At 70.6% G+C, this 23299-nt stretch carries 24 protein-coding genes; 13 read left to right on the top strand and 11 right to left on the bottom strand.

Annotation, left to right across the window (positions count from 1 at the left end; genetic code table 11):
* Nucleotides 1-457 (top strand): Smr/MutS family protein (locus AB4112_RS26175; protein ID WP_441723915.1); only part of this gene is annotated, 457 nt, incomplete at its 5' end.
* Nucleotides 458-461: 4 nt separating this feature from the next.
* Here the strand turns inward: AB4112_RS26175 and AB4112_RS26170 are convergent.
* The 3 genes from AB4112_RS26170 to AB4112_RS26160 form a co-directional block, all read right to left on the bottom strand.
* The gene (locus AB4112_RS26170) at nt 462-851 is read right to left on the bottom strand and encodes a type II toxin-antitoxin system VapC family toxin (protein ID WP_441723913.1); all 390 of its coding nucleotides are present in this window, start codon (nt 849-851) and stop codon (nt 462-464) included.
* Complete coding sequence (locus AB4112_RS26165; protein WP_441723911.1) at nt 848-1102, bottom strand: AbrB/MazE/SpoVT family DNA-binding domain-containing protein; 255 nt, start codon at nt 1100-1102, stop codon at nt 848-850. Before AB4112_RS26165 ends, AB4112_RS26170 begins: the two co-directional genes overlap by 4 nt.
* A gap of 69 nt (nt 1103-1171) precedes the next feature.
* A complete protein-coding gene (locus tag AB4112_RS26160; RefSeq protein ID WP_441723909.1) occupies nt 1172-2062 on the bottom strand; it encodes a LysR substrate-binding domain-containing protein in 891 nt (296 codons plus the stop codon).
* Nucleotides 2063-2172: 110 nt separating this feature from the next.
* Between AB4112_RS26160 and AB4112_RS26155 the strand changes: the two genes are divergently transcribed.
* Together AB4112_RS26155 and AB4112_RS26150 are read left to right on the top strand one after the other, a co-directional pair.
* Nucleotides 2173-2829: an FMN-dependent NADH-azoreductase gene (locus AB4112_RS26155; protein WP_441723907.1), complete on the top strand. Its 657-nt coding sequence runs from the start codon at nt 2173-2175 to the stop codon at nt 2827-2829.
* A gap of 107 nt (nt 2830-2936) precedes the next feature.
* Entirely contained in the window at nt 2937-4325 is a 1389-nt protein-coding gene (locus tag AB4112_RS26150) for an esterase-like activity of phytase family protein (RefSeq protein WP_309800883.1), read from the top strand.
* Between the two features lie 272 nt (nt 4326-4597).
* Here AB4112_RS26150 and aidB read toward each other — a convergent pair whose 3' ends face one another.
* The 5 genes from aidB to AB4112_RS26125 form a co-directional block, all read right to left on the bottom strand.
* Complete coding sequence (aidB, locus tag AB4112_RS26145; protein ID WP_309800885.1) at nt 4598-5431, bottom strand: AidB family quorum-quenching N-acyl homoserine lactonase; 834 nt, start codon at nt 5429-5431, stop codon at nt 4598-4600.
* A gap of 112 nt (nt 5432-5543) precedes the next feature.
* Nucleotides 5544-6860, bottom strand: a complete 1317-nt coding sequence (gene hslU, locus AB4112_RS26140) for an ATP-dependent protease ATPase subunit HslU (RefSeq protein ID WP_309800887.1) — start codon at nt 6858-6860, stop codon at nt 5544-5546.
* Between the two features lie 52 nt (nt 6861-6912).
* Nucleotides 6913-7461, bottom strand: a complete 549-nt coding sequence (gene hslV / locus AB4112_RS26135) for an ATP-dependent protease subunit HslV (RefSeq protein WP_441723904.1) — start codon at nt 7459-7461, stop codon at nt 6913-6915.
* Between the two features lie 110 nt (nt 7462-7571).
* Complete coding sequence (locus AB4112_RS26130; protein ID WP_309800891.1) at nt 7572-7892, bottom strand: type II toxin-antitoxin system RelE/ParE family toxin; 321 nt, start codon at nt 7890-7892, stop codon at nt 7572-7574.
* The gene (locus AB4112_RS26125; protein WP_309800892.1) at nt 7892-8149 is read right to left on the bottom strand and encodes a CopG family ribbon-helix-helix protein; all 258 of its coding nucleotides are present in this window, start codon (nt 8147-8149) and stop codon (nt 7892-7894) included. Before AB4112_RS26125 ends, AB4112_RS26130 begins: the two co-directional genes overlap by 1 nt.
* Nucleotides 8150-8297: 148 nt before the next feature.
* Between AB4112_RS26125 and hisB the strand changes: the two genes are divergently transcribed.
* The 9 genes from hisB (at nt 8298) to AB4112_RS26080 (ending at nt 16503) form a co-directional block, all read left to right on the top strand.
* On the top strand, nt 8298-9002 hold the full coding sequence (gene hisB, locus AB4112_RS26120) for an imidazoleglycerol-phosphate dehydratase HisB (RefSeq protein WP_309800894.1): 705 nt from the start codon (nt 8298-8300) through the stop codon (nt 9000-9002).
* A 16-nt stretch (nt 9003-9018) separates the two neighbouring features.
* A complete protein-coding gene (gene hisH, locus AB4112_RS26115) occupies nt 9019-9657 on the top strand; it encodes an imidazole glycerol phosphate synthase subunit HisH (protein ID WP_441723901.1) in 639 nt (212 codons plus the stop codon).
* On the top strand, nt 9654-10214 hold the full coding sequence (locus AB4112_RS26110; RefSeq protein ID WP_441723899.1) for a GNAT family N-acetyltransferase: 561 nt from the start codon (nt 9654-9656) through the stop codon (nt 10212-10214). Before hisH ends, AB4112_RS26110 begins: the two co-directional genes overlap by 4 nt.
* Nucleotides 10211-10954, top strand: coding sequence for a 1-(5-phosphoribosyl)-5-[(5-phosphoribosylamino)methylideneamino]imidazole-4-carboxamide isomerase (gene hisA / locus AB4112_RS26105; RefSeq protein ID WP_441723897.1), 744 nt, complete (start codon nt 10211-10213; stop codon nt 10952-10954). The genes AB4112_RS26110 and hisA overlap by 4 nt, the downstream gene beginning before the upstream one ends.
* Nucleotides 10955-10957: 3 nt before the next feature.
* Nucleotides 10958-11719, top strand: coding sequence for an imidazole glycerol phosphate synthase subunit HisF (hisF, locus tag AB4112_RS26100; RefSeq protein WP_441723895.1), 762 nt, complete (start codon nt 10958-10960; stop codon nt 11717-11719).
* Complete coding sequence (locus tag AB4112_RS26095; protein WP_441723893.1) at nt 11716-12066, top strand: phosphoribosyl-ATP diphosphatase; 351 nt, start codon at nt 11716-11718, stop codon at nt 12064-12066. The genes hisF and AB4112_RS26095 overlap by 4 nt, the downstream gene beginning before the upstream one ends.
* 152 nt (nt 12067-12218) lie before the next feature.
* Nucleotides 12219-12590 (top strand): histidine triad nucleotide-binding protein, encoded by a 372-nt coding sequence (locus tag AB4112_RS26090; protein WP_441723891.1) that lies wholly within the window; start codon nt 12219-12221, stop codon nt 12588-12590.
* Nucleotides 12587-14452 carry an adenylate/guanylate cyclase domain-containing protein gene (locus tag AB4112_RS26085; RefSeq protein WP_441723889.1) on the top strand — a complete coding sequence of 622 codons (1866 nt, stop codon included), beginning with the start codon at nt 12587-12589 and terminating at the stop codon, nt 14450-14452. Before AB4112_RS26090 ends, AB4112_RS26085 begins: the two co-directional genes overlap by 4 nt.
* A 92-nt stretch (nt 14453-14544) precedes the next feature.
* Nucleotides 14545-16503: an FAD-dependent oxidoreductase gene (locus AB4112_RS26080; protein ID WP_309800908.1), complete on the top strand. Its 1959-nt coding sequence runs from the start codon at nt 14545-14547 to the stop codon at nt 16501-16503.
* Nucleotides 16504-16582: 79 nt separating this feature from the next.
* Here the strand turns inward: AB4112_RS26080 and AB4112_RS26075 are convergent, their stop codons facing one another.
* Nucleotides 16583-17491, bottom strand: a complete 909-nt coding sequence (locus AB4112_RS26075) for a DMT family transporter (protein WP_441723887.1) — start codon at nt 17489-17491, stop codon at nt 16583-16585.
* Between the two features lie 86 nt (nt 17492-17577).
* Here AB4112_RS26075 and AB4112_RS26070 point away from each other — a divergent pair, with 86 nt between their 5' ends.
* The gene (locus tag AB4112_RS26070) at nt 17578-18471 is read left to right on the top strand and encodes a LysR substrate-binding domain-containing protein (RefSeq protein WP_441723885.1); all 894 of its coding nucleotides are present in this window, start codon (nt 17578-17580) and stop codon (nt 18469-18471) included.
* 26 nt (nt 18472-18497) lie between these two features.
* Here the strand turns inward: AB4112_RS26070 and AB4112_RS26065 are convergent, their stop codons facing one another.
* Nucleotides 18498-21890 carry an AAA family ATPase gene (locus AB4112_RS26065; protein WP_441723883.1) on the bottom strand — a complete coding sequence of 1131 codons (3393 nt, stop codon included), beginning with the start codon at nt 21888-21890 and terminating at the stop codon, nt 18498-18500.
* A gap of 109 nt (nt 21891-21999) precedes the next feature.
* Complete coding sequence (locus AB4112_RS26060) at nt 22000-23259, bottom strand: lytic murein transglycosylase (protein ID WP_441723881.1); 1260 nt, start codon at nt 23257-23259, stop codon at nt 22000-22002.
* Between the last annotated feature and the right edge of the window lie 40 nt (nt 23260-23299).

The following is a 23299-nucleotide window of genomic DNA, read 5'->3' as shown; positions in this document are numbered from 1 at the left end:
GCCCGAGGCGGCGCCACCGCCGCAGCCTAAGCCCGCTCCGCCATCGGCCCGCACGCCGGCGGCCGCGGCGCCGAAGCCGAACCCGGCCGCGGCACCGCCGAAGCGGCTGCGCTCCGGCGACCTCACCGGCATCGACGGCCACCGCGCCGACCGCCTCCGCCGCGGCAAGCAGGAGATCGAGGGCCGGCTCGACCTGCACGGCATGCGCCAGATCGAGGCGCATGACGCGCTGATCGGCTTCGTCGCCGCGGCCCAGCGGGCGGGCAAGAAGACGCTGCTGGTGATCACCGGCAAGGGCAGCTTCTCCAACGGCGACAGCGTGCTGCGGGCGAATGTGCCGGTCTGGCTCAACGAGGCGCCGCTGCGCGCCAAGATCCTCGCCGTCACCCCCGCCCATCCGAGGGATGGCGGCTCCGGCGCGCTCTACGTCATCCTGAAGAAGCGGCGGGAGGGGTAGGCGCTCAGCGGATCAGGTCGATGGTGACGCCCACCGCGCCGGCGATGTCCTGCCAGGGCCGATCCGCGGTGACCGCCGGGACCCCTAGCCGTTTCGCCAGGGCGAGGCAGGCCCGGTCACCCAACGACAGGCCCGCCGCCCGGGTCAAAGGCAGCAGCAGGCCCGTGGCATAGGCGAGATCCTCGTCGAAGGGGATGCGCTCGCAGGGCAACGCGTCGAGCATTTGCCGGATGCCGGCCTTATCGGCGCGGCTGCGGGCGTAGTAGCTGACGACCTCCGAGAGGTTGACCGTCGTCACCACCGAATCCGCCAGGACCGCCGCGACCTTCTGCGCGCCGGGCTCGTTCAGCAACAGGGCCAGGATGGCGGAGGCGTCGATGACCGTCGTGGTCATTCCCGCTCGGCCTCCCGCCGCCGCTCGGCCAGAAAGTTGTCCACCGAGGCTTCCCCCAGCCGATCTCCAAGCAGCTGCCGGCTGAGGGCCTGGGCCTGAGCCACCGCCTCAGCCACCGTTCGGATCCGGATCTCGCGGCCGTCGAGTTCGACCACGACGTCGCCGCCATGTTCCAGGCCCACGGCCCGGCGCAGTTCCGCCGGGATGCTCAGGCGTCCAGACTCGGAAACTTTGGCTCGAACGACAGTCATGGCGTAACTCCAAGATGTGCCAGATCCGAAAAATATGGCGTGTGCTGCTGCCAACGGCAAGGTGACTGTTCAGTTCATCAGGTTCGTCGTCCCGAACTCCGCCAGCACCCACTCCCGCACCGCCGCCACCGCTTCGCTTTCGACCCTTGGGCGGCGCAGCAGGTGGAAGCCCATGCCCTCGATCGCCGGGCCGAAGGGTTGCACCAGGGTGCCGTTGGCCAGCTCCTCCGCCACCAGGGTCAGGCTCAGCAGGCCGACGCCGTGCCCGGCCGCCACCGCCTGGATGGCGTGGCTCTCGTCGCTGCAATGCAGCGCGCCGGCCGATGGCTCGGGCAGCCCGGCCGCCGCGAACCAGCGCGGCCAGCTCGGCTTGTCCGGATGGGCGACGCGCCATTCGAAATGCACCAGGCGGTGGCCGGCCAGCTGCTCCGGCGCGGTCAGCCCCAGGCTGGGATGCGCCACCGGCGCCATCCGGTCGGTGCCCAGCGGCTGCGACCGCAGGCCGGGATAGAGGCCGCTGCCATAGCGGATGGCCAGGTCGGCGGTGCCGGCGGCCAGGTCCACCGGCTCGTCGGCGGCCAGCAGGCGCAGCACGATGTCCGGCCGGCGCTGCTGCAGCGACGCCATCCGCGGCACCAGCCGCCGGGCGGTGAAGGCGCGGGTGGCGGTCAGGGTGACCGCGCGGGGCCGGGCCTCGGCCGACAGCCCGTCGAGAGTGCGGGCGAAGGCGTCGAAGCCGTCGCGCAGCACCGGATACAGGCGCTGGGCCGCATCGGTCATCGCCACCTGCCGGGTCCGCCGCTCGAACAGCCGCAGGCCGAGCGTCTCCTCCAGCAGCCGGATCTGATGGCTGACCGCGGTCGAGGTCACCAGCAGCTCCTCGGCCGCGCGCTTGAAGCTGAGATGGCGGGCCGCCGCCTCGAAGGCGCGCAGGGCGGCGAGCGGCGGCAGGCGGCGCATGGCCTCTCCAACGGATGAATTCGCCTCAGTCATAAGATGAGGGATTCGCCTTTGCCGGCAAGCCGCAAAGCGCACATTTCCTGGGGCGAAGACAGTCCGGAGTTCGCACCATGACCACGATCCTGCACATCGATGCCAGCGCCCGCCTCGGCCGCTCGCACAGCCGCCGCCTGTCGGCCCGCTTCGTCGAGGGCTGGCTGGCCCGGCGCCCGCACGACACGGTGATCCGCCGCGATGTCGGCTTGGCGCCGCCGCCGCCCGTCACCGAAGCCTGGATCGCTGCGGCCTTCACCAAGCCCGAGCGCCGGACCGACGAGATGCGCGCCGCGCTCGCGGTCAGCGACGCGCTGGTGGATGAGCTGGAGCGCGCCGACCTGATCGTGGCCGGGGTGCCGATGTACAATTTCGGCCTGCCGGCGGGGATGAAGGCCTGGGTCGACAACATCGTCCGGGTCGGCCGCACCTTCGGCTTCGACCGCAGCCGCCCGGGCGAACCCTACTGGCCGATGCTGGCCGGCAAGCGGCTGGTCACGCTCGGCGCCCGCGGCGACTGGGGCTACGGGCCGGGGGAGAGGCTGGAAGCCCTCAACCATGTCGAGCCGCATCTGCGCACGGTGTTCCGCTATATCGGCATCACCGACGCCATCGCCATCGCCGCCGAATACGACGAATTCGCCGATGAGCGGATCGAAGCCTCGATGCGCGCGGCCGAAGCGGCGGTCGACCGGCTGGTGGTACGGATGACGGAAGGGGCCGAGGCGGCCTGATCCCACGGGCTGACGCCGCCGACGCGAGAGTTTCACGTGCCCGTCATCCAGCCGTCATCGCCCGTCCCCACTCTCTCGCCGCTTTCGAGATCGAGAAGGGGGACCCCATGCATCCGTTCCGTCGTGCCGCCGCTTCGCTGGCCGCCCTAGCCATCGCCTTGTCCGCCGCCGGTGCCCTGGCGGGCGACGCCCCGGCCCCGGCCGCCTACCCTGCGGTGGTGGCTGGCCATGCCGTGCTGCCGGCGATGACCTTCGCCGTGCCGCCGGCCGATGCCCCGGCGATGTTCGCCACTTCGGGCAAGTTCGCCGGCCCGACCCTGGCCCGCATCGACCGGCCGTTCAGCGTCATGGGCACCACCGGCTCCGGCAACGCCGTGCGCGAGACCGGGCTGACCTTCCCCTTCGTCGGCCAGGCGGTGCAGGGCTTCAGCGGCATCAAGCCGCTCGGCAACGGCGAATATGTCGTGCTGACCGACAACGGCTTCGGGTCCAAGGCCAATTCCGCGGACGCGATGCTGATGGTGCACCGGATAAAGCCGGACTGGCAGACCGGCCGGGTCGCGGTGCTGAACACCCTGTTCCTGAGCGACCCGGACAAGAAGGTCCCGTTCCGGATCGTCACCGAGCCGACCAGGGAGCGCTATCTCACCGGCGCCGATTTCGACATCGAATCGATCCAGCCGGTCGGCGACCATTTCTGGTTCGGCGACGAGCTGGGGCCGTTCCTGATCGAGACCGACGCCGCCGGCCGGGTGCTGACCGTGGTCGACACGGTGGCCGACGGCAAGCCGGTGCGGTCGCCCGACAACCCCTACATCACCATGCCGGGCGCCCCTGGCCCGGTCGCCTTCGAATCGCGGCGCAGCAAGGGCTTCGAGGGCATGGCCGCCTCCGAGGACGGCAAGACCCTGTACCCGCTGCTGGAAGGCGGGCTGTGGGATGCGGCCAAGGGCGCGCCGGAAACCGACGCCCAGGGCCATGAGCTGCTGCGCATCTTCGAGTTCGACGTCGCGTCGAAGAAATTCACCGGCAAGAGCTGGAAGTACCGGCTCGAGGCCAACGGCAACTCGATCGGCGACTTCAACCTGATCGGCGGCACCCGCGGCCTGATCATCGAGCGCGACCAGGGCGAGGGCGACGCCGCCCGCGCCTGCCAGGGCGACCCGAAGCCGGATTGCTTCGCCACCCCCGCCAAGCTGAAGCGCGTCTTCCTGGTCGACCTGTCCCAGGCCGATGCGGACGGCGTGCTGCGCAAGATCGGCTCGATCGACCTGCTGGCGATGAAGGACCCCGACCACAAGGCGCGCCAGGGAGGGCGTGGCGGCATGCTCAGCTTCCCCTTCGTCACCATCGAGAACGTGGCCCGGGTCGATGCCGACCACATCATCGTCGCCAACGACAACAACCTGCCCTTCTCCTCCGGCCGCGCCGTCGACCGGCAGGACGACAACGAGTTCGTCCTGCTGACCGTGCCGGAGCTGCTGAACGGGAAGTAAGACCTCCGAGGCCTCGCTCCTTTCCACTCTCCCCCTCCCCCAGCCCCCTCCCGCGAGGGGAGGGGGAGGATCTCTCCGCGGCGCGGGGAGAGGTGACACGACGAGTCAGCCCCGACGGCTACAGGATGAACTTGCTCAGATCGGCGTTCCGGGTGAGCGCACCCACCTTCTCCTGGACGTAAGCCGCGTCGATCCGAACCGTCTCGCCGGAGCGGTCGGAGGCGGTGAAGCTGACCTTAGCCGTTCCAGCACCGTGTGCTGCCCGCGGAATCTCAGTCCTCGACGAACCGCCAGCCCCGATCGCCCGCGCCCGCTTCGATCCGGCCGGTCCGGCTGACATGGCTGCCGGTGACCAGCCAGCCGTGCCGGGCCGCCTCTTCCAGCAGGACGCGGCGGCTCTGCACGGCCTGCGCCGGATCGAGGTCGTAGGTCAGGCCGACCTCCGGGTCCTCGATCTGCGGATCGCCGAGATGGATGGCGTCGGCCCAGATCAGCAGGCTGTCGCGGCCCTCGCCGATGCGATAGCCGCTCTGCCCGGGCGTGTGGCCGGGCAGCGGCACGGCTTCGATATCCGGCAGGCCCTCGACCGGCCCCGGGGCGATGGTCCGGACGCGGCCGGCATAGGCCCGGGCCAGGTCGGCGGCGGTCTTGAAGTTGCCGCGCCGGGCCGGCGGGAAGGTCTCGGCCACGGCCGGGTCGCCGTAGAAGGCGAGGTCCCGCTCCGGAATCAGGATCTCCGCCCGCGGCAGCCAGGCCCGGTCGCCGTCGAGCAGGCCCAGCGCGTGGTCGCCATGCAGATGGGTCAGCAGCACGCGGTCGACCTGTTCGGGCCGCACGCCGGCCGCCGCCAGGGCCGCGCGCGCCTTGCCCAGCATCGGGCCCCAATGGTCGCCCGTGCCGGCATCGATCAGCGTGACGCCGTTCGGCCCGGTCAGCAGATAGCAGTTCACGTCGATGCTGATCTTGTCGCCCGGCCAGCTATCGACCAGCCGCCGTGTGGCGTCCTCGCCGGCGGCGTGGCTCAGCACGGTCTTCGGCGCCTCGAAGATGCCGTCGAGCAGCACGGTGAGATCATAGGCGCCGAAGCGCCTGGCAGCAGCGGACATGTCGATCTCTCCTGGCAGAAGGACTGCTTGCCCGCTCGGGCCCGTCCCGTCACCGCCCAGGCTAACCGGGCGATGACGACGAGTGGAAGGCGCGGAGACCGATGGTCAGCTATTACAGGATGAACTTGCTCAGATCGGCGTTGCGGGTCAGCGCACCCACCTTCTCCTGGACATAGGCGGCGTCGATCCGCACCGTCTCGCCCGAGCGGTCGGAGGCGGTGAAGCTGACCTCGTCCAGCAGCCGCTCCAGCACCGTGTGCAGCCGGCGGGCGCCGATGTTCTCGACCGCGCGGTTGACCTCCGCGGCCAGGTCGGCCAGGGCGTCGATGGCGTCGTCGGTGAAGTCCAGCGTCACCTCTTCGGTGCCCAGGAGCGCGGTGTACTGCTTGACCAGGCTGTGCTCCGGCTCGGTCAGGATGCGGCGGAAATCGTCGCGGGTCAGGGCCTGCAGCTCGACCCGGATCGGCAGGCGGCCCTGCAGCTCCGGCAGCAGGTCGGACGGCTTGGCCAGCTGGAACGCGCCGGAGGCGATGAACAGGATGTAGTCGGTGCGCACCGTGCCGTATTTGGTGGCCACCTGGGTGCCTTCGATCAGCGGCAGCAGGTCGCGCTGCACGCCCTCGCGGCTGACATCGGCGCCGCCGCGCTCCGACCGCGCCGTGATCTTGTCGATCTCGTCGAGGAAGACGATGCCGTTCTGTTCGACCAGGTGGATGGCCTCGGCGGTCACCTTCTCCTGGTCCAGCAGCTTGTCCGACTCCTCGGCCATCAGCACGACATGGCTTTCCTGCACGCTCAGCCGGCGCGGCTTGGTGCGGTTGCCGAAGGCCTTGCCGAACATGTCGTTGAGGTTGAGCATCCCCATCTGGGCGCCCGGCATGCCTGGAATGTCGAAGGTCGGCATCCCGCCGCCGGAATCGGCAACCTGGATCTCGATCTCGCGGTCGTTCAGCTGGCCTTCGCGCAGCATCTTGCGGAACTTCTGCCGGGTCTCGGCCGAGGCGTTGTCGCCCACCAGCGCGTCCAGCACCCGCTCCTCGGCGCGGATCTCGGCCTTGGCCGCGACCTCCTTGCGCAGGCTCTCGCGGGTCATCTTGATCGCGATCTCCAAGAGGTCGCGGATGATCTGCTCGACATCGCGGCCGACATAGCCGACCTCGGTGAACTTGGTCGCCTCGACCTTCAGGAACGGGGCGTTGGCCAGCTTCGCCAGGCGGCGGGCGATCTCGGTCTTGCCGACGCCGGTCGGCCCGATCATCAGGATGTTCTTCGGCAGCACCTCCTCGCGCAGCGCCTCGGGCAGCTGCTGGCGGCGCCAGCGGTTGCGCAGCGCAATGGCGACGGCGCGCTTGGCGTCGTGCTGGCCGACGATGAAGCGGTCGAGTTCGGAGACGATCTCGCGCGGGCTGAAATTGGCGGTGTCGGTCATGAATGGTCCTTCGCGGCTCGGGCCTCGGTGCGGAAGGCGGGCAGGGCCGCGATCACAGGCTTTCCAGCGTGACGTTGTGGTTGGTGTAGATGCAGATGTCGCCGGCGATCTTCATCGCCTTGCGCGCCACCGTCTCGGCATCCATCTCGGCATTCTCGAACAGGGCGCGGGCGGCGGCCAGGGCGAAGGGCCCGCCGGAGCCGATGCCGATCAGCCCATCATCCGGCTCCAGCACGTCGCCGGTCCCGGTCAGGATCAGCGAAACCTGGCGGTCGCACACCGCCATCATCGCCTCCAGCCGTCGCAGATAGCGGTCGGTGCGCCAGTCCTTGGCCAGCTCGACGCAGGCGCGGGCCAGCTGGCCCGGATGCTTCTCCAGCTTGGCCTCCAGCCGCTCGAACAAGGCCATGGCGTCAGCCGTCGCCCCGGCGAAGCCGGCGATGACGCTGCCGTCGCCCAGGCGCCGCACCTTGCGGGCGGTGCCCTTCATCACGGTGTTGCCGGCGGTGACCTGACCGTCGCCGGCGATGACGACATGGCCGTTCTTGCGCACGGCGAGGATGGTGGTGCCGTGCCAGGCGGCACTCTCGGAAGACGACATGCAAATTTCCGGAACGCTAGGGGTCATGAACGGGCCGTCCGGCCCGCCCCGCCTAGATTGGACTGTCCGGCGGAGGGATCAAGTCTCGTGGCTTCTCCAAGGGCCCGTGGCTATTGGTCCGGCGGCTTCAGTCCGGCTTTCCGTTCGGCCAAGGCCAGCGCCAGGTCGCGGGCGCCATGAAACACGGCGAGGATCGTCACCACGTCGGCGGAGGCCTGGTAGACGACCAGATACGGCAGCCCGGTGACGGTCAGTTCGCGCGTGTCGGGCAGGCGGCCGGCGCGGCCGATCTCGGGAAAGCGGGCCAATCGCTCGGTGGCGGCGACGATGGCGCGATAGACCCGTTCGGCCGCCGCCGGGTTGTCCAGGGCGATATAGTCGATGATGCTGTCGAGATCGCGCTCCGCCGGCTCGGCGAAGACCAGCCGCATCAGCGCGACCAGCCGTGCTTCGCGGCGATGCCGGCCAACACATCCGCAGCCGGCCGCACTCGGCCTTCACGCGCCGCGGCAAGGCCTTCCTCGATACGTTCGACCTGCCAGGCATTCGTCTCGAGATACTGCCGCAGGGCCTGGTTGACGATGTAGTTGCGCGACCGGTCCGTGGCCGCGGCCAGGGCGTCGATCCCGTCGACCGTTTCCTTCGTGGTGCGGATGGTGATGGGCTCGGTGGGGCGGGCTTGGCTCATCTGTGATCCTTTGTGTTCACATGTAACCATATGGTGAAGCGGGCCCTGCCGGAAAGGGCTTTCCCTGCTCGCCGCCTGCAGGCCCCCTGCGGTCCCGGCATGGCTCGGCGGCTGGTGGTGCGCCGGGGTTCCTGATAAGACACGAGGCATGGACGGAACCGCATCCAAACCAACGCCAAAAAGCCCGGCCCGCAAGGCTGCGGCCGCGCCGGCGACCGCCAGCCGCCCGGCCCTCGCCAGTGTGGCCCCGCCCGCCCGCTCGGCCACGGTCGACCGCGCCACCCGCGAGACCCGGATCAGCGCCACGGTCGATCTCGACGGCACCGGCCGGTCCGACATCCGGACCGGCATCGGCTTCCTCGACCATATGCTGGACCAGCTGGCCCGGCACGGGCTGTTCGACCTGACGGTGCGGGCCGAGGGCGATCTCCATATCGACTTCCACCACACCACCGAGGATGTCGGCATCACCCTGGGCCAGGCCTTCGCCAAGGCCCTGGGTGACCGCCGCGGCATCCAGCGCTACGGCGAGGCGCATGTGCCGATGGACGAGGCGCTGTCCCGCGTCGCCGTCGACATCTCGGCCCGGCCCTATCTGGTGTGGGACGTCCGCTTCACCCGCGACAAGCTGGGCGAGATGGACACCGAGCTGTTCCGCGAATGGTTCCACGCCTTCGCCCAGAACGCCGGGCTGACGCTGCATGTCGCCAACCTGTACGGCGAGAACAACCACCACATCGTCGAAAGCTGCTTCAAGGCGCTGGCGCGGGCCCTGCGCGCCGCCACCGCCATCGACAGCCGCCGCCCGGACGCCGTGCCCTCGACCAAGGGCACGCTCGGCGGCAGCCTCTGACACCGGGAACCGGCCCATGACCATCGCCGTGATCGACTACGGCTCCGGCAACCTCCGCTCGGCGGCCAAGGCGCTGGAGCGCGTCGCCGCCGAACGCGGCGTGCCGCAGGAGATCGTCGTCACCGCCGATGCCGAGATCGTGCGCCGGGCCGACCGGCTGGTGCTGCCCGGCGTCGGCGCCTTCGGCGCCTGCAGCGATGCCCTGGCGGCGCTGCCGGGCCTGCGCGAGGTGCTGGAGCAGCGGGTGCGCAAGGCCGGCGTGCCTTTCCTCGGCATCTGCGTCGGCATGCAGGTGATGGCCGGCGTCGGCCATGAGCATGGCGACTTCCTCGGCCTCGACTGGGTGCATGGCGCGGTGGTGCCGCTGGCCCCGGCCGACCCGGACCTGGTGGTGCCGCAGATGGGCTGGAACACCCTGGCCGTGGGCGAGGCGCATCCGGTGCTGGACGGGCTCGACGGCCAGGACGTCTATTTCGCCCATTCCTACGTCATGGTCCCGGCCGACCCGGCCGATGTGCTGGCGACCGTCGACTATGGCGGCGCCCAGACCGCCGCGGTCGGGTCCGGCAACTGGATCGGCGTGCAGTTCCATCCGGAGAAGAGCCAGGCGGCCGGGCTGCGGCTGCTGGGCAATTTCGTGACCTGGACGCCATGAACGACACGGCAGCCTCGACGCCCGCCGTCTCGGTCGGCCGGCTGGAGCGGTTCCTCAGCAGCGACCTGGACGATCTGTGCGATGCCGCCGACCTCGCCATCCTCGAGGGCGGCGGTTTCGGCTGGGTCGCCCCGCCGCCGCGCGAGACCATGGAGCGCTACTGGGGCGGCGTCGTCGCCATGCCGGGCCGGCACCTGTTCGTCGGCCGGCTCGATGAGGTGGTCGCCGGCGCGATCCAGCTGGTCGAACCGCCGGTCAACAACGAGGCGCAGGCCTTCGCCGCCACCCTGAGCGGCATCTTCGTCGCCCCCTGGGCCCGCGGCCACGGCCTGGCCCGGATGCTGGTGGAGGCGGGCGAGGCGGAGGCGCGGGCGCGCGGCTACGGCCTGCTATCCCTCGACGTGCGCGACACCCAGGCTGCGGCGATCCGTCTCTTCGAAAGCCTCGGATTCATCCGCTGGGCGACAAATCCGTATTATGCTCGTGTGGGCGGCCGCCTGATCGGCGGCTGCTACTTCCACAAACCGCTGATTCCGCTGACCGGGCCGACACCATGATCCTCTACCCCGCCATCGACCTGAAGGATGGACACTGCGTCCGGCTCGTCCGCGGCGAGATGAGCGAAGCCACGGTGTTCAACCTCGACCCGGCGGAGCAGGCCAAGGCCTTCGCCAGCCAGGGCTTCAGCTGGATCCATGTGGTCGACCTCAACGGCGCCATCGCCGGCCGGCCGGCCAATGCCGAGGCGATCGGCGCCATCCTCAAGGCGACCTCGCTGCCGGTGCAGCTGGGCGGCGGCATTCGGGACCTCGAGCGGATCGAATTCTGGATCGAGCAGGGCGTCGCCCGGGTGGTGCTGGGCACCGTCGCGGTGCGCGACCCCGACCTGGTGCGCGAGGCCTGCCGCCGCTGGCCCGGCCGGGTCGCGGTCGGCATCGACGCGCGCGAAGGCTTTGTCGCCATCGAGGGCTGGGTCAAGACCTCGACCGTCAAGGCGCTCGACCTGGCGCTGCGCTTCGAGGATTCCGGCGTTGCCGCGATCATCTACACCGACATCAACCGCGACGGCGCCATGGGCGGGCTGAATGTCGAGGCCACCGCCGACCTCGCCTTCGCCCTGACCACCCCGGTGATCGCCTCCGGCGGCGCCTCCTCACTCGACGACCTCCGGGTGATCAAGCGCGAGGAGAAGTCGGGCATCGCCGGCGTGATCTGCGGCCGGGCGCTCTACGATGGTCGGATCGACCCGAAGCAGGCGCTGGCCATCCTGTCCGGCCCGGTCCCCGTGGAGGCCTGACCCATGCTGAAGGTCCGGGTCATCCCCTGCCTCGACGTCAAGGACGGCCGGGTGGTCAAGGGCGTGAACTTCGAGAACCTGGTCGATGCCGGCGACCCGGTGGAGCAGGCGCGGCACTACGACCGCGAGGGTGCCGACGAGCTGGTCTATCTCGACATCGCCGCGACCCATGAGAACCGCGGCGTGCTGTTCGACGTGGTCCGCCGCACGGCGGAGCAGGTGTTCATGCCGCTGACCGTCGGCGGCGGCGTGCGCGCGGTCGAGGATGTCCGCGAACTGCTGCTGGCGGGGGCCGACAAGGTCTCGATCAACTCCGCCGCCGTGGCCCGGCCGGAGCTGGTGTCCGAGGCCGCGATCCAGTTCGGCCGGCAATGCGTGGTGGTGGCGATCGACGCCAAGCAGGTGTCCCCCGGCCGATGGGAGATCTTCACCCATGGCGGGCGCCGCGGCACCGGCATCGACGCGGTGGAATGGGCCGACCGCATGGGCGCGATCGGCGCCGGCGAGCTCCTGGTCACCTCGATGGACCGCGACGGCACCAAGGAGGGCTTCGACCTGGAGCTCTTGCAGGCGATCCGCAAGGTCGTCGGCATCCCGGTGATCGCCTCGGGCGGGGTCGGCACGCTCGACCACCTCGCCGATGGCGCCCTGGTCGGCGGCGCCACCGGCCTGCTCGCCGCCTCGATCTTCCATTTCGGCACCTATTCGATCGCCCAGGCCAAGCAGCGCCTGGCCGAGGCCGGGCTGCCGGTGCGGCCGATATGACGGGCGTGCCCGACGCCGCGGCGGCCGACGCCCGGGTGCTCGACCGGCTGTTCGCCGTGATCCGGTCGCGCCAGGGCGCCGACCCGGCGACCAGCTACACCGCCAAGCTGTTCGCGCGCGGCCGGCCGAAGATCGCGCAGAAGCTGGGCGAGGAGGCGGTCGAGACCGTGATCGAGGCGATGCGCGGCGACAAGGCCGCCATCGCTTCGGAAAGCGCCGATCTGCTGTATCATCTGCTGGTGCTGTGGGCGGATGCCGGGGTGGCGCCCGAGGCGGTGTGGGCGGCGCTGGCGGCGCGCGAGGGGATCGGCGGGCTCGCGGAAAAGGCGTCGCGACCGACGGAATGACGGCCGTCGGCCGTGCTGGACGGCACCGTTGCGGGCCATCCACGTCATGCGGCCGGTCGTCCTGGTCTTTTTCCAGTTGTCGATCACGTGCAGTGCGGGCCGAATTTCGCCGTGATTCGCCCGCACAGAGGGACCGGTGAAGAGGACGAAGAATGGCCTATGATTCCGGCAACGTGTTCGCCCGCATCCTGCGCGGCGAGCTGCCTTGCAAGAAGGCCTACGAGGACGAGCACGTCCTGGCCTTCCACGACATCAGCCCGCGGGCGCCAGTGCATGTGCTGGTGATTCCGAAGGGCGCCTATGTCTCGATGGACGACTTCTCGGACCGGGCCAGCGATGCCGAAATCGCGGCGCTGACCCGGGCGGTCGGGCGGATCGCCCGCGACCTCGGCCTGGCCGAGCCCGGCTACCGCATCCTGTCGAACATCGGCGGCGACGGGCACCAGGAAGTGCCGCACCTGCACATCCACATCTTCGGCGGCCGCCCGCTCGGCCGCATGCTGGATCCCGCCATCGCCCCATGACCGTGCCGGTCCCCGCCGATACCGACGTCGCGGCGGCACCCCAGCGCGCCGGGCGGCGCAAGCGCACCATCACCCTGGCGCGGACGCTGGCCGTCGCCATCGGCGGCCTGGTGGCGATCGCGGTCGCGGCGGTGCTGGCGATCTACTGGACCACCGCGGCGCGCACCACCTTCGACCTGCTGACCACCCAGGCCGAGATCGGCGTGGCCTCGGTCGAGGCGCAGCTGCGGCAGCATCTCGAGCCGGTGTCGAACGCGCTGGGCAGCCTGGCCCTGATGCTGCAGCAGGACCGGCTCGACGCCGACGACGCCAGCCGGTTCTCGACCATACTGACCGGCGCGCTGGCGGCGTCTCCCCAGGTCAACTCGATCGCCTACCTGACCGAGGACATGCATATCCGCGGCGTGTCGCGCCAGCCGGACGGCACCTATTACAGCTTCGACAACAAGGACGACAGCGACCGGGGCCGGGAGGCGCTGGCCGAGGCCGCCGGCAAGGTCGGATCCTATTGGGGCGAGATCCTGTATCTCGGCGACGGGCCGCACGCCACGGTGCTGAACCTGCGCCAGCCGGTGCGGCGCGATGGCCAGCTGGTCGGCGTGATGTTCGCGGTGGTGACGGTCCAGGACCTGTCGAAATTCCTGGCGCGGGTGTCCAGCGATCCGTCGCAGGTGCCCTTCATCCTCTATGGCGACGATCGGGTCCTGGCCCATCCGCGCATGGCCGCAGACCCGCCGCCCGCCTCGGTGGCGGAGCCGCTGCCGCGGCTGGACCAGATCGGCGACGACCTGCTGGCGGCGCTGTGGACCAAGGGCACGCCGGTCACCGTGCGCAACCCGCGGGTGCGGATCCGCGAGGTCGAGATGGGCGACAAGGACGAGATCTTCCTCTACCGCAAGATCTACGGCTTCGGCCCGACCCCCCTGACCCTCGGCATCCATGTTCCGGGCGACGCGGTCGGGGCCGAGGTGCAGCGCGTGTTCCGGGCGGGCTTGGCCGGCCTGGCGGTGATGGTGCTGGCGATCGTCGTCGGCGTCTTCGTCGGCCGCATGATCGCGCGGCCGGTGCGCGCCTTCTCCGACCAGGCGCGGGCGGTCGGGACGCTCGATTTCGGCAAGCTCAAGCCGCTGCCCGGCAGCGTGTTCAAGGAGCTGAACGAGGGCGCGCAGGCCTTCAACACCATGCTGGTGGGGCTGCGCTGGCTCGAGACCTACGTGCCGAAAAGCCTGGTCCGCCGGCTGATCGTCAAGGGTGACGGCGAGGACGTGGTCTCGATCGAACGCATCCTGACCGTGATGTTCACCGACATCGCCAATTTCAGCGGCGCGGCGGAACGGCTGCCGGCGGCGCGGATCGCCGCCTATCTCAACGAACATTTCGCCCTGCTGGGGCGCTGCGTCGAGGCCGAGGGCGGCACCATCGACAAGTTCATCGGCGACTGCCTGATGGCGTTCTGGGGCGCGCCGGAGAAGATGAAGGACCATGCCCCGCGGGCGGCCCGGGCGGCGCTGGCCATCGCCGCGGCGATGCGGGCCGAGAACGACCGCCGCGCCGCCGTCGGCCGGCCGCGGCTGCGGCTGCGCATCGGCCTGCACAGCGGCCCGGTCGTGGTCGGCAACATCGGCGCGCCGGGGCGCACCAACTACACCATCGTCGGCGACACCGTGAACATCGGCAACCGGCTGGAGCAGCTGGGCAAGGTGCTGTCGCGCGACGACGACACCACGATCCTGATCAGCGCCGAGACCGCGGCGCTGCTGGGTCCGGAATTCGTCATGGAAAGCCTGGGCCCCCGCCGCGTCCGCGGCCGCCACGGCGAGGTCGAGATCTTCCGCCTGACCGGCCTGAAGCCCGCGGCCTGAGAGCCGGACTCTCACACACCGCCACGCTTCGCACCGCATTTCCGCCACCTTGCCACCGTCTGATCGGGTTCAGCCAGGGAGGGGGAACAACCATGTCATCTGCACGCGATCTCGGGATGGGCCGCAACATCACCCGGCGGGACTTTCTCGACGGTGTCGCCCTGACGGTGGGCGCCGCGGCGCTGGGCGGGTCGGTCACCCGCAGCGCCTTCGCAGCCGCGCCCGCCGCCGCCTATCCGCCGAAGCTGACCGGCCTGCGCGGCCATCACGAAGGCTCCTACAACGTCATGCATTCGGTGCGCGACGGCACCTTCTGGGGCAAGGCCGGGGCGCCGGAGGCGACCGGCGAGCGCTACGACCTCGTGGTGGTCGGCGGCGGCATCTCGGGTCTCGCCGCCGCGCTCCAGTACCGCAAGCAGGCCGGGGCGGGTGCCCGCATCCTGGTGCTCGAGAACCACGACGATTTCGGCGGCCACGCCAAGCGCAACGAATTCACCACCGCGGGCGGCCGCACCATCATCGGCTATGGCGGGTCGCAGTCGCTGCAGACGCCCAGCTATTTCAGCCCGGCGGTGAACGCGCTCCTGGCCGATATCGGCATCGAGCCGAAGCGGTTCGAGGGCTATTACGACCAGGGCTGGGCCGAGAAGCGCGAGCTGTCCCGCGCCGTGTTCTTCGGCAAGGAGACGTTCGGCGCCGACGCGCTGGTCAAGCAGGCCGACAAGGCCGCCGACTGGGTGCCGCAGACGCCGCTGACCGACAAGGCCAAGCAGGACCTGATCGCCCTGATCGACGAACCCGGCGACTACCTGCCCGGCCTGTCGCGGGCGGAGAAGCTGGACCGGCTGTCGAAGACCACCTACGCCAGGTTCCTGACCGACCTGGTCAAGGCCGACCCGCAGCTGGTCGCCTATTTCCAGGGCTCGACCGAAGGCTATTTCGGCATCGGCATCGACGGCGCCACCTGTCTTGACGCCTGGGCCAACGGCAATCCCGGCTTCGACGGGATGGACCTTGGCGAGGGCGTCTATCCGACCATGAGTCCCAGCGGCCGGCTGGTCCGCACCGATCCGGACGAATACATCTACCATTTCCCCGACGGCAACGCCGGGGTGGCCCGGGCGCTGGTGCGGGCGCTGGTCCCCGCCGCGGTGCCGGGCAGCACGATGGAGGACCTGGTCCTCGCCCAGGCCGATTACGGCAAGCTGGACGTCGACGGCCAGCCGGCGCGGATCCGGCTGGGTTCGACCGTGGTGCGGGTGAAGCACCAGGGCGACCCGGCCTCGGCCAAGTCGGTCGAGATCGCCTATGTCCAGGGCGGCAAGCTGCGCACGGTCGAGGCCGGCCATGTCGTGCTGGCCTGCTGGCACCGGGTGATCCCGTTCCTGACCGACGAGCTGCCGGCCGCCCAGGTCACCGCGCTGCAGGACCAGCAGAAGGTGCCGCTGATCTACACCAACGTGCTGATCCGGAACTGGACCGCCTTCGCCAAGCTCGGCATCGAGGGCTTCGATTCGCCGGGCCATTTCTGGTCGGGGGCGGAGATCGACTACCCCGTCACCATGGGCGGCTACAGCTTCGCCGACAAGCCGGAGGACCCGGTGCTGCTGCACCTCAGCAAGATGCCGCTGCAGCCCGGCCTGTCGACGCGCGAGCAGTCGCTGGCCGGCCGCATCCAGCTGACCCAGCTGACCTTCGAGGAGATGGAGCGCGAGATCCGCGACCTGCTCGGCCGGGCCCTGTCCGGCGGCGGCTTCGACCCGGCGCGCGACATCGAGGCGATCACCGCCAACCGCTGGTCGCATGGCTATGCCTATGAGTACATGCGGCCGTGGGACAGCTTCTGGCCGGATGGGCCGCTGCCGATCCAGACCTCGCGCAAGCCCTGGGGCCGGATCGCCATCGCCAATTCCGACGCCGGCGCCTACGCCTATGCTCATTCGGCGATCGACCAGGCGACGCGGGCGGTGCGCGAACTGCTCGGCACCCCCGACGGCGCCCCAGCCTTCGCCGACTTCCCCGGGCCGCCGCGCGACAAGCTCGGGCTGTAAAGGAGCCAATCCCCCTCCGTCATCGCGAGCGCAGCGAAGCAATCCATGCCAGGCGGCGCTTCGCGATGACGGGGTGGGATCAGGTCCGTTCGGGGAGGGCCGGTGAGCCGGCGACGGCCCGGACCCGTCCCCGTGTGTTGACCACGACCACCCCGGCGATCGCCACCGCGCCGCCCAGCAGGGTCTGCAGCCCCGGCACCTCGCCCAGCAGCGGTATGGCCATCAGGGTGGCGACCGGCGGCACCAGATAGAGGAAGTTCGCCGCCCGCGCCGCGCCGAAATGGCCCAGCGCGATGGTCCAGGTGGCGTAGCCGATCGCCGCCGGCAGCACGCCGAGCGCGACCACCGCCGCGACCGTCATGCCGCTGGCCCCGGACAGCTCGTCCGCCGCCTGCGGCAGCCAGGGCGACAGCAGCACCGCCCCGGCCAGCAGGGTGTAGGCGGTGCAGGCCAGGGCGCCGTGCCGCGCGATCAGCGGCTTCTGGACCACGACGTAGACCGCCATGCACAGGGCGGCGCCCGCCACCAGGCTGGCCCCGGCACCGAAGGACAGGCCGCCGGGCTGGCCCGAGGCGATCAGGGAAATGCCGGCGAAGCTGACCAGCGTCCCGGCCCAGCCCCGCGCGCCGAAGCGTTCGCCCAGCACCAGCAGGGCCAGGAGGGCGGTGATGATCGGGGCGGTGTTGACGATGAAGCTGGCGGCGCCGGCGGCCACGGATTGCTCGCCGGTGTTCAGCAGGATGTTGTAGGCGGCGATGCCGATCAGGCCGCAGGCCGTGAAGCGCAGCCCATCGGCCAGGGACGGAAGCGCCGGGCGCCGCCAGGCCAGCCAGCCCAGCACCAGCAGCGCCGCGACGGCGAAGCGGGCGGAGGCCAGCGGGATCGGCGCCAGCTCACGCAGCGCCAGGCGGATCGCCGGAAAGGCCGAGGCCCAGGACAGCACGGTCACCGCCACGGCGGCATGGGCGAGGGGGGCGCGGAGGGTCACGGCGGCACCGGGGCGGTTGGAGGCCGTCCGTTCTGGCATGCGCCGGGCTGTTGACATATGGCACCGATCGAGAGCGAGCTGTGCCGATGGATCACAGCTCGCCGCGCCCGGAACGCCCGCCGCTGGATGGCCTGGACACCGTCTGCGTCGTCGCTCGCCACGCCTCCTTCAGCGCGGCGGCGGAGGCGCTCGGGCTGACCCATGGCGCGGTCAGCCGGCGCGTCGCCGCGGTCGAGGCCTGGCTCGGCCTGCGCCTGTTCGAGCGGCACGGCCGGGGCGTGCGCCCGACCCCGGACGGCCAGCGCTTCCTGGCGCGGGTCGAGGCGGCGTTCCGGCTGATCGACGACGCGGCCGACCGCTGGCGCCCGCGGCGCGGGCCGGAGGTGGTGCGGATCAGCGTGGTGCCGGGCTTCGCCAAGCTCTGGCTGTTCGGGCGGCTGGCCGCGCTGGAGCAGGGCGTGCCGCCGCTGCGGATCGAGATCGCGGTCGAAGGCCGCAACGCCGATGTCGAGCGTGGCGAGGTCGACCTGGCGGTGCGCTACGGCGCCGGCGGCTGGCGCAATGTCGCGGTGGCGAAGCTGCTGCCGGAACGCCTGTACCCGGTGGCGCATCCCGACCTGGCGCGCCGGCTGGGCTCCGCACCGGAGGCGCTGCTGCAGGCGTCGCTGCTGCATGATTCCGACGCCACCGGCTGGCGCGCCTGGTTCGCGGCCTGCGGCATCGCGCTGAAGCCGCGGTTGCAGGACCGGCGCTTCGAGGACTACACGGTGGTGCTGGCGGCGGCCGGGGCCGGTCTGGGCGTCGCCCTGGCGCGGGCGCCGTTCTCGGACCGCGCGGTGCAGGACAACGGCCTGGTGCGGGTCGGCGAGCAGGAGGTGCCGAACCCGCTCGCCTACCACTTGCTGACCCGGCCGGGCGAGGCCCGCCCGGCGGTCGGGGTGCTGGCCGACCGGATGATGGCCCTGGCGAGCCGGACCTAGCGGCGACGGCCGAGCCGGATCTTTCCCTATTCTGCCGGCTGTTTCCTGGCGACCGCGCTCATCAGGTCGAAATCGCCGCCGAGCACGGCATCCAGCCGCCCGCTGCGCCAGCCGCCGGTGACATCGCGCACCAGTGGCGATGTCCCGTCGCGGTAGCGGCGCACGATGGTCGCCGTGCCCGGCAACGCGGCCAGCCGCTTACCGGCGGCGTCGTATTCCCTGCCGCCCGGCATGTCCTGATCCGGGCCGGCAGCCACCGAGACGCGGGCCACGGTGCGCTGGCTGCTGTCCGGGGCGGGATCCTCGAGGACATGCAGGCCATTCTCGCCGGCCAGGATGCGAAACGCCCCGAAACCGGTGATGTGCAGAATGGGCCGGCCCTTGCCGCCGGGCGCGGCGTATTCCAGCAGCTGCATATGGCGCCGGTCGGCCCAGCCGCGATACATGTCGGTCAGCCTCCGGCACCACTGGTCCGCATGGCTGCTGCCACCGCCGGCGTCGAGGGCGGGTTCGATGCGCAGCAGGGCATCGATGGGTGCGCCGGCGGCGAGATCGTCGAGACCCCCGCGCAGATTGTAGAGCTGCAACGCCAGCCGCGACGCCAGTTCCCGGGACGCCCGTTGCGCGGCCCCGGCGGTGTGCGCGTAGCGCCCGTCCAGCCTTTCGCCGGTTCGGGCGGCCTCCCGGATGCGATCCATCAGTGCCAGGCGAGAGAAGACGGCGTGGCGGTCGTCCCGCGACCAGATGTCGGGATCGGCGAGTTCGGACCGCAACCTGTCGCCCAGCGCGGCCCATTCCGGGCCGTCCATCTCCTGGCGAATGGCCAGCCAGCTGGCGTCGAGGAAGGCCCGTTCGGCCTGGGAGCCGTTCGGCCGCAGCATGATCGCCGGCAAGGACAGCGTGTCGTCGAGTTCGGTGTCCGCCAAAGCCTCGCCCGCAGGCGGGGCGTCGGGGTCGACGAACTCCACCTGGATGGCCTTGCCGTCCGAGCGCACGAACAGGAACTGGTCCCCTTCGGGGAACCGGTGCTCCACCAGGGTGGCGGCCAGGGGGGCCAGGACGAGCTGGTCGATGGCGCGTTTGAGCGGCCGGGCGCCCATCTCCGGCGTGAAGCCGCGGTCGAGCAGGAATTCGATGGCGCCCGCTTCCCATTCCACCGCCCAGCTGCGTTCGCGCAGGCCCCGGCGCTCCTGCACCTGGGCGAGCTCCTTGTGCAGGATGTTGCGCATCAGCTCGCGCGACAACGGGCGGAACACGATGATCTTGTCCAGCCGGTTGACGAATTCGGGGCGGAAGGTCCGGCCGATGGTGGTCAGGACCTGGTCCTCGCCATAGGCCTGCGGGTTCGACAGGAAGCCGAAGCTCTGCCGGCGATGGGCCGTCGCTCCGAGATTCGAGGTCAGGATGATGAAGCTGTGGCGGAAATCGGCTTCGCGCCCATCCGCATCGCTCAGGCGACCGTCGTCGAAGATCTGCAGGAACAGGTCCCAGCAGTTGGGATGGGCCTTCTCGAATTCGTCGAGCAGGATCACGCAGAAGGGCTGCTTGCGGACGCGCGCGATCAGCGAATCGGTGTCGCCCTGGCCGCCCGTGCCGAGGATCTTGCCGGTGGACTCCGCCGTCTGGAACTCGCTCATGTCCAGCCGCGCCATCCGGTCGGGCGCGCCGAACAGGAAGGAGGCGAGCGTCTTGGCCAGCTCGGTCTTGCCCGTGCCGGTCGGGCCGGCCAGAAGGAAGACGCCGATGGGGCGGCTTGGATCGGTCAGGCCGGCCTTGAGCATGGCGATGCGGTCGACCACCGCCTGCACCGCCTCGTCCTGGCCGATGACGCGGCTGCTGAAATAGTCGCGGATGGTGGCCAGTTCCACGCGCTGGCTGGTGTCGAGGATCACCGACGGCAGGCCGGAGATCTGCGACAGGGTGGCGATCACGCTGGCCGCGGTCAGCGTCTCTTCACCGGCATGCACCGAGCGGGCGGTGGAGCGCTTGAGAAGTTCCAGGACGGCACCGGGCAGCTGGCCGTTGCCGAGATAGTGCTGGGCAAGCTCCATGGTCGTGGTGACGGCCTGCTCCGACACGGTCACGCCGACGGTGTCGGCAATGCGCCGGCCGAGTTCCGTCGTCAGCTCCAGCGTCTGGCCTTCATTCATCGGCTCCAGCGCGACGGTCTCGATCACCGAACGCAGCGAAGGGTAGGCCTGGAACAGCCGCATCGCGGCCGCCTGCCCGGTTTCGCCCACCACGATCAGGTCGCCGGCCACCAACGCCGGCATGATCTGGTCGAGGATGCTGGCCGCCTGCCCTCTGTGGGTGCCGCTGCCGGCGAGCTGGCCGAGGTCGCGCACATACCAGACGATCTTGCGGCGGGCATGCAGCGCCTCGACCAGCTGGCGGATCCGTCCTTCGAGCTGGCCGATATACATCTGGCCGGCCATCAGCTCGTGGCCGCTCGCCATGAACAGCTGCCAGCCGGCGTCGTGCAGCCGCATGCCGAGCAGGCGCAGGAACGAGCTCTTGCCGATGCGCGGGGGGCCGCTGACCAGGACCGAGCGCGGACGCGGCGCGGATACCGCGGTTTCGGCGACGGAAAGCTGCTCCTGCCAGACGGCAGGCGAGATCAGGAACCGGTCGTCCTCGTCCTCGCTCCACAACCGGCCGACGCCGGAGAGGAAGCCGCGGTCGATCCGCGTGTCCTGCCAGGTCCTGAGCTCCTCGAGCAGGCGCGCGGCGAAGGGGTGCTGGATCTTGTGCAGCAGGGTCCGGACGGGCCCGAGGTCGGGATCGGCATACCGGCCGAGGAGAGCGCCGAAGCTCGGGGTGTCGCCGAGTTCGGCGCTGCGGTTGAAATAGGCCTCGAAGAAGCGAGGGATGACCGGGTTGCGCTCCCACCATTCCGGGGCGGCCACGACCACCTGCCCGATGAGAGGGCGGGGATCGAGCGTGGTCAGGAACCGCAAGGCATCAGGCAGGACGAAGGGGCGGGTGTGCGGCACGTGCCGCAGCACCGCCTCGGCCAGCGATTGCCGGTCCGGGTGGTCCTGCAGCACTGTGAAGGCGGCGCAGGCGAGTGGCCAGTTGGCGCCCAATGCGTGGTGGTGCAGCAGGTCGAAATCGGCATCCGGGCGCCGCATCGCGTCGAGAGCCACCTGGAACTCCGGGATACCCAGCAATTCTCCCGGATTGCGGATCTCCTCGCCCTTATCGGCCAACCCCTGGCTGAGCTGCTGGAGGATGGCGGCCGCCGTCGTCGCTGGCCCGGGTGCGGCGACCGCATCCGCTGGGTCCGTTGCCTCAGGTCCGGGGACCGGTTCGGGAGCGTGCGACGTGCGGGACGCCTCCGGCTTCAACCGCATCACAAGGCTGGACAGGATGCCGCCCACGGCACCGGCGAGAAGGGCGTACAGCAGCAGGTCGGACATGGGCGAGTCGTCGTCAGGGAACCGGCGGACTCACTCCGCCGGTAAACCGGGCGTTTGGCAAGAGGGCGTTCCGGCTGTGACGCGCCCGGCCTACCCCTCGCGCCCGACCCTACCCTGCGCGGACCGCTTGCAGCAGGGCGGTGGTGGCGAAGCCGTCGGGGATCTGGCCCTTCGACACCTGCCAGCCACGGATCGCCTTGCGCGTCGCCGGGCCTAGCAGGCCGTCCGGCGTGCCGCCGGTGGAGAAGCCCTTGGCCTCCAGCAGCGACTGCAGCTCCATCACCTCGTTGCGCGACAGCGGCTGTTCGTCCCGCGGCCAGGCCCCGGCGATCGGGCCGCCGCCGGCCAGCCGGTCGGACAGGTGGCCCACCGCCAGCGCATAGCTGGTGGAGGCGTTGTACTTCATGATCACGCCGAAGTTCGGGCCGACCAGGAAGGCCGGGCCGCGGGCGCCGGCGGGGGTGATCACCGAGGCGTCGCCCAGCGCCGGCAGGGTGCGGCCGGACACTGGCCTCACGCCCATCGCTGCCCATTGCGCCACCGGCAGCTTGGTCGTCAGCTCCGCCACCGAATAGTCGAAGCCGGGCGGCAGCGTGACCTCGACGCCCCAGGGCTGGCCGCGCTGCCAGCCGGACTGGGCGAGGTAGTTGGCGGTCGACGCCATCACGTCGGGGATGCTGCCCCAGATGTCGCGGCGGCCGTCGCCATCGGCGTCGACCGCGGAACTCAGGAACACCGAGGGCAGGAACTGGGTGTTGCCCATGGCGCCGGCCCAGGAGCCGAGCATGCGGTCGCGGCTGATGTCGCCCTGCTGCAGGATCTGCAGCGCGGCGTACAGCTCGGTCTTGGCGAAATCCTGGCGCCGCCCCTCATAGCCCAGGGTGGCCAGGGCATCGATGATCTCGATGTTGCCGAAATTCTGGCCGTAATTGCTCTCGATCCCCCAGATCGCGACGATGACCTGCTTCGGCACGCCGTAGCGCTGCTCGGCCGAATTGGCGGCCGAAGACCACTGCGCCAGCATCGCCTGGCCGTTGCGGATGCGGTCGGGCGACACGGCGCTGTCGAGATAGGTCCACACCGATTTGGTGAACTCCGACTGCGACTGGTCGGAATCGATCACCTTGGGCAGGAACTGCACCGTGTCGAAGGCGGTGGCCAGGGTGGCCTGGCTGATGCCGCGGCCGGCGGCCTCGGCGCGGAACGCCGCGACCCATTGCTGGAAGCCCTGGGCGTCCGACAGGGACGACGTCGCCGGCGTGCCGCCCGGCACCGGGGTCGGCACGACCGTCTGGCTCATGCCCGAGGTCTGGCACCCGGCCAGCAGCATCGCCGCGCCCAGGATCGCCATCCGCGTGGTCATCGACATGGGCCTCTCCGCAATTTCCGAATCAGTGGGTGAAGGTCGC

This window comes from Inquilinus sp. 2KB_23, from assembly GCF_052115705.1.
GTDB classification, from domain to species: Bacteria; Pseudomonadota; Alphaproteobacteria; order DSM-16000; family Inquilinaceae; genus Inquilinus; species Inquilinus ginsengisoli_A.
Note: the sequence above shows the minus strand (reverse complement) of the source record. Positions and strands in the feature narration are given on the sequence as shown.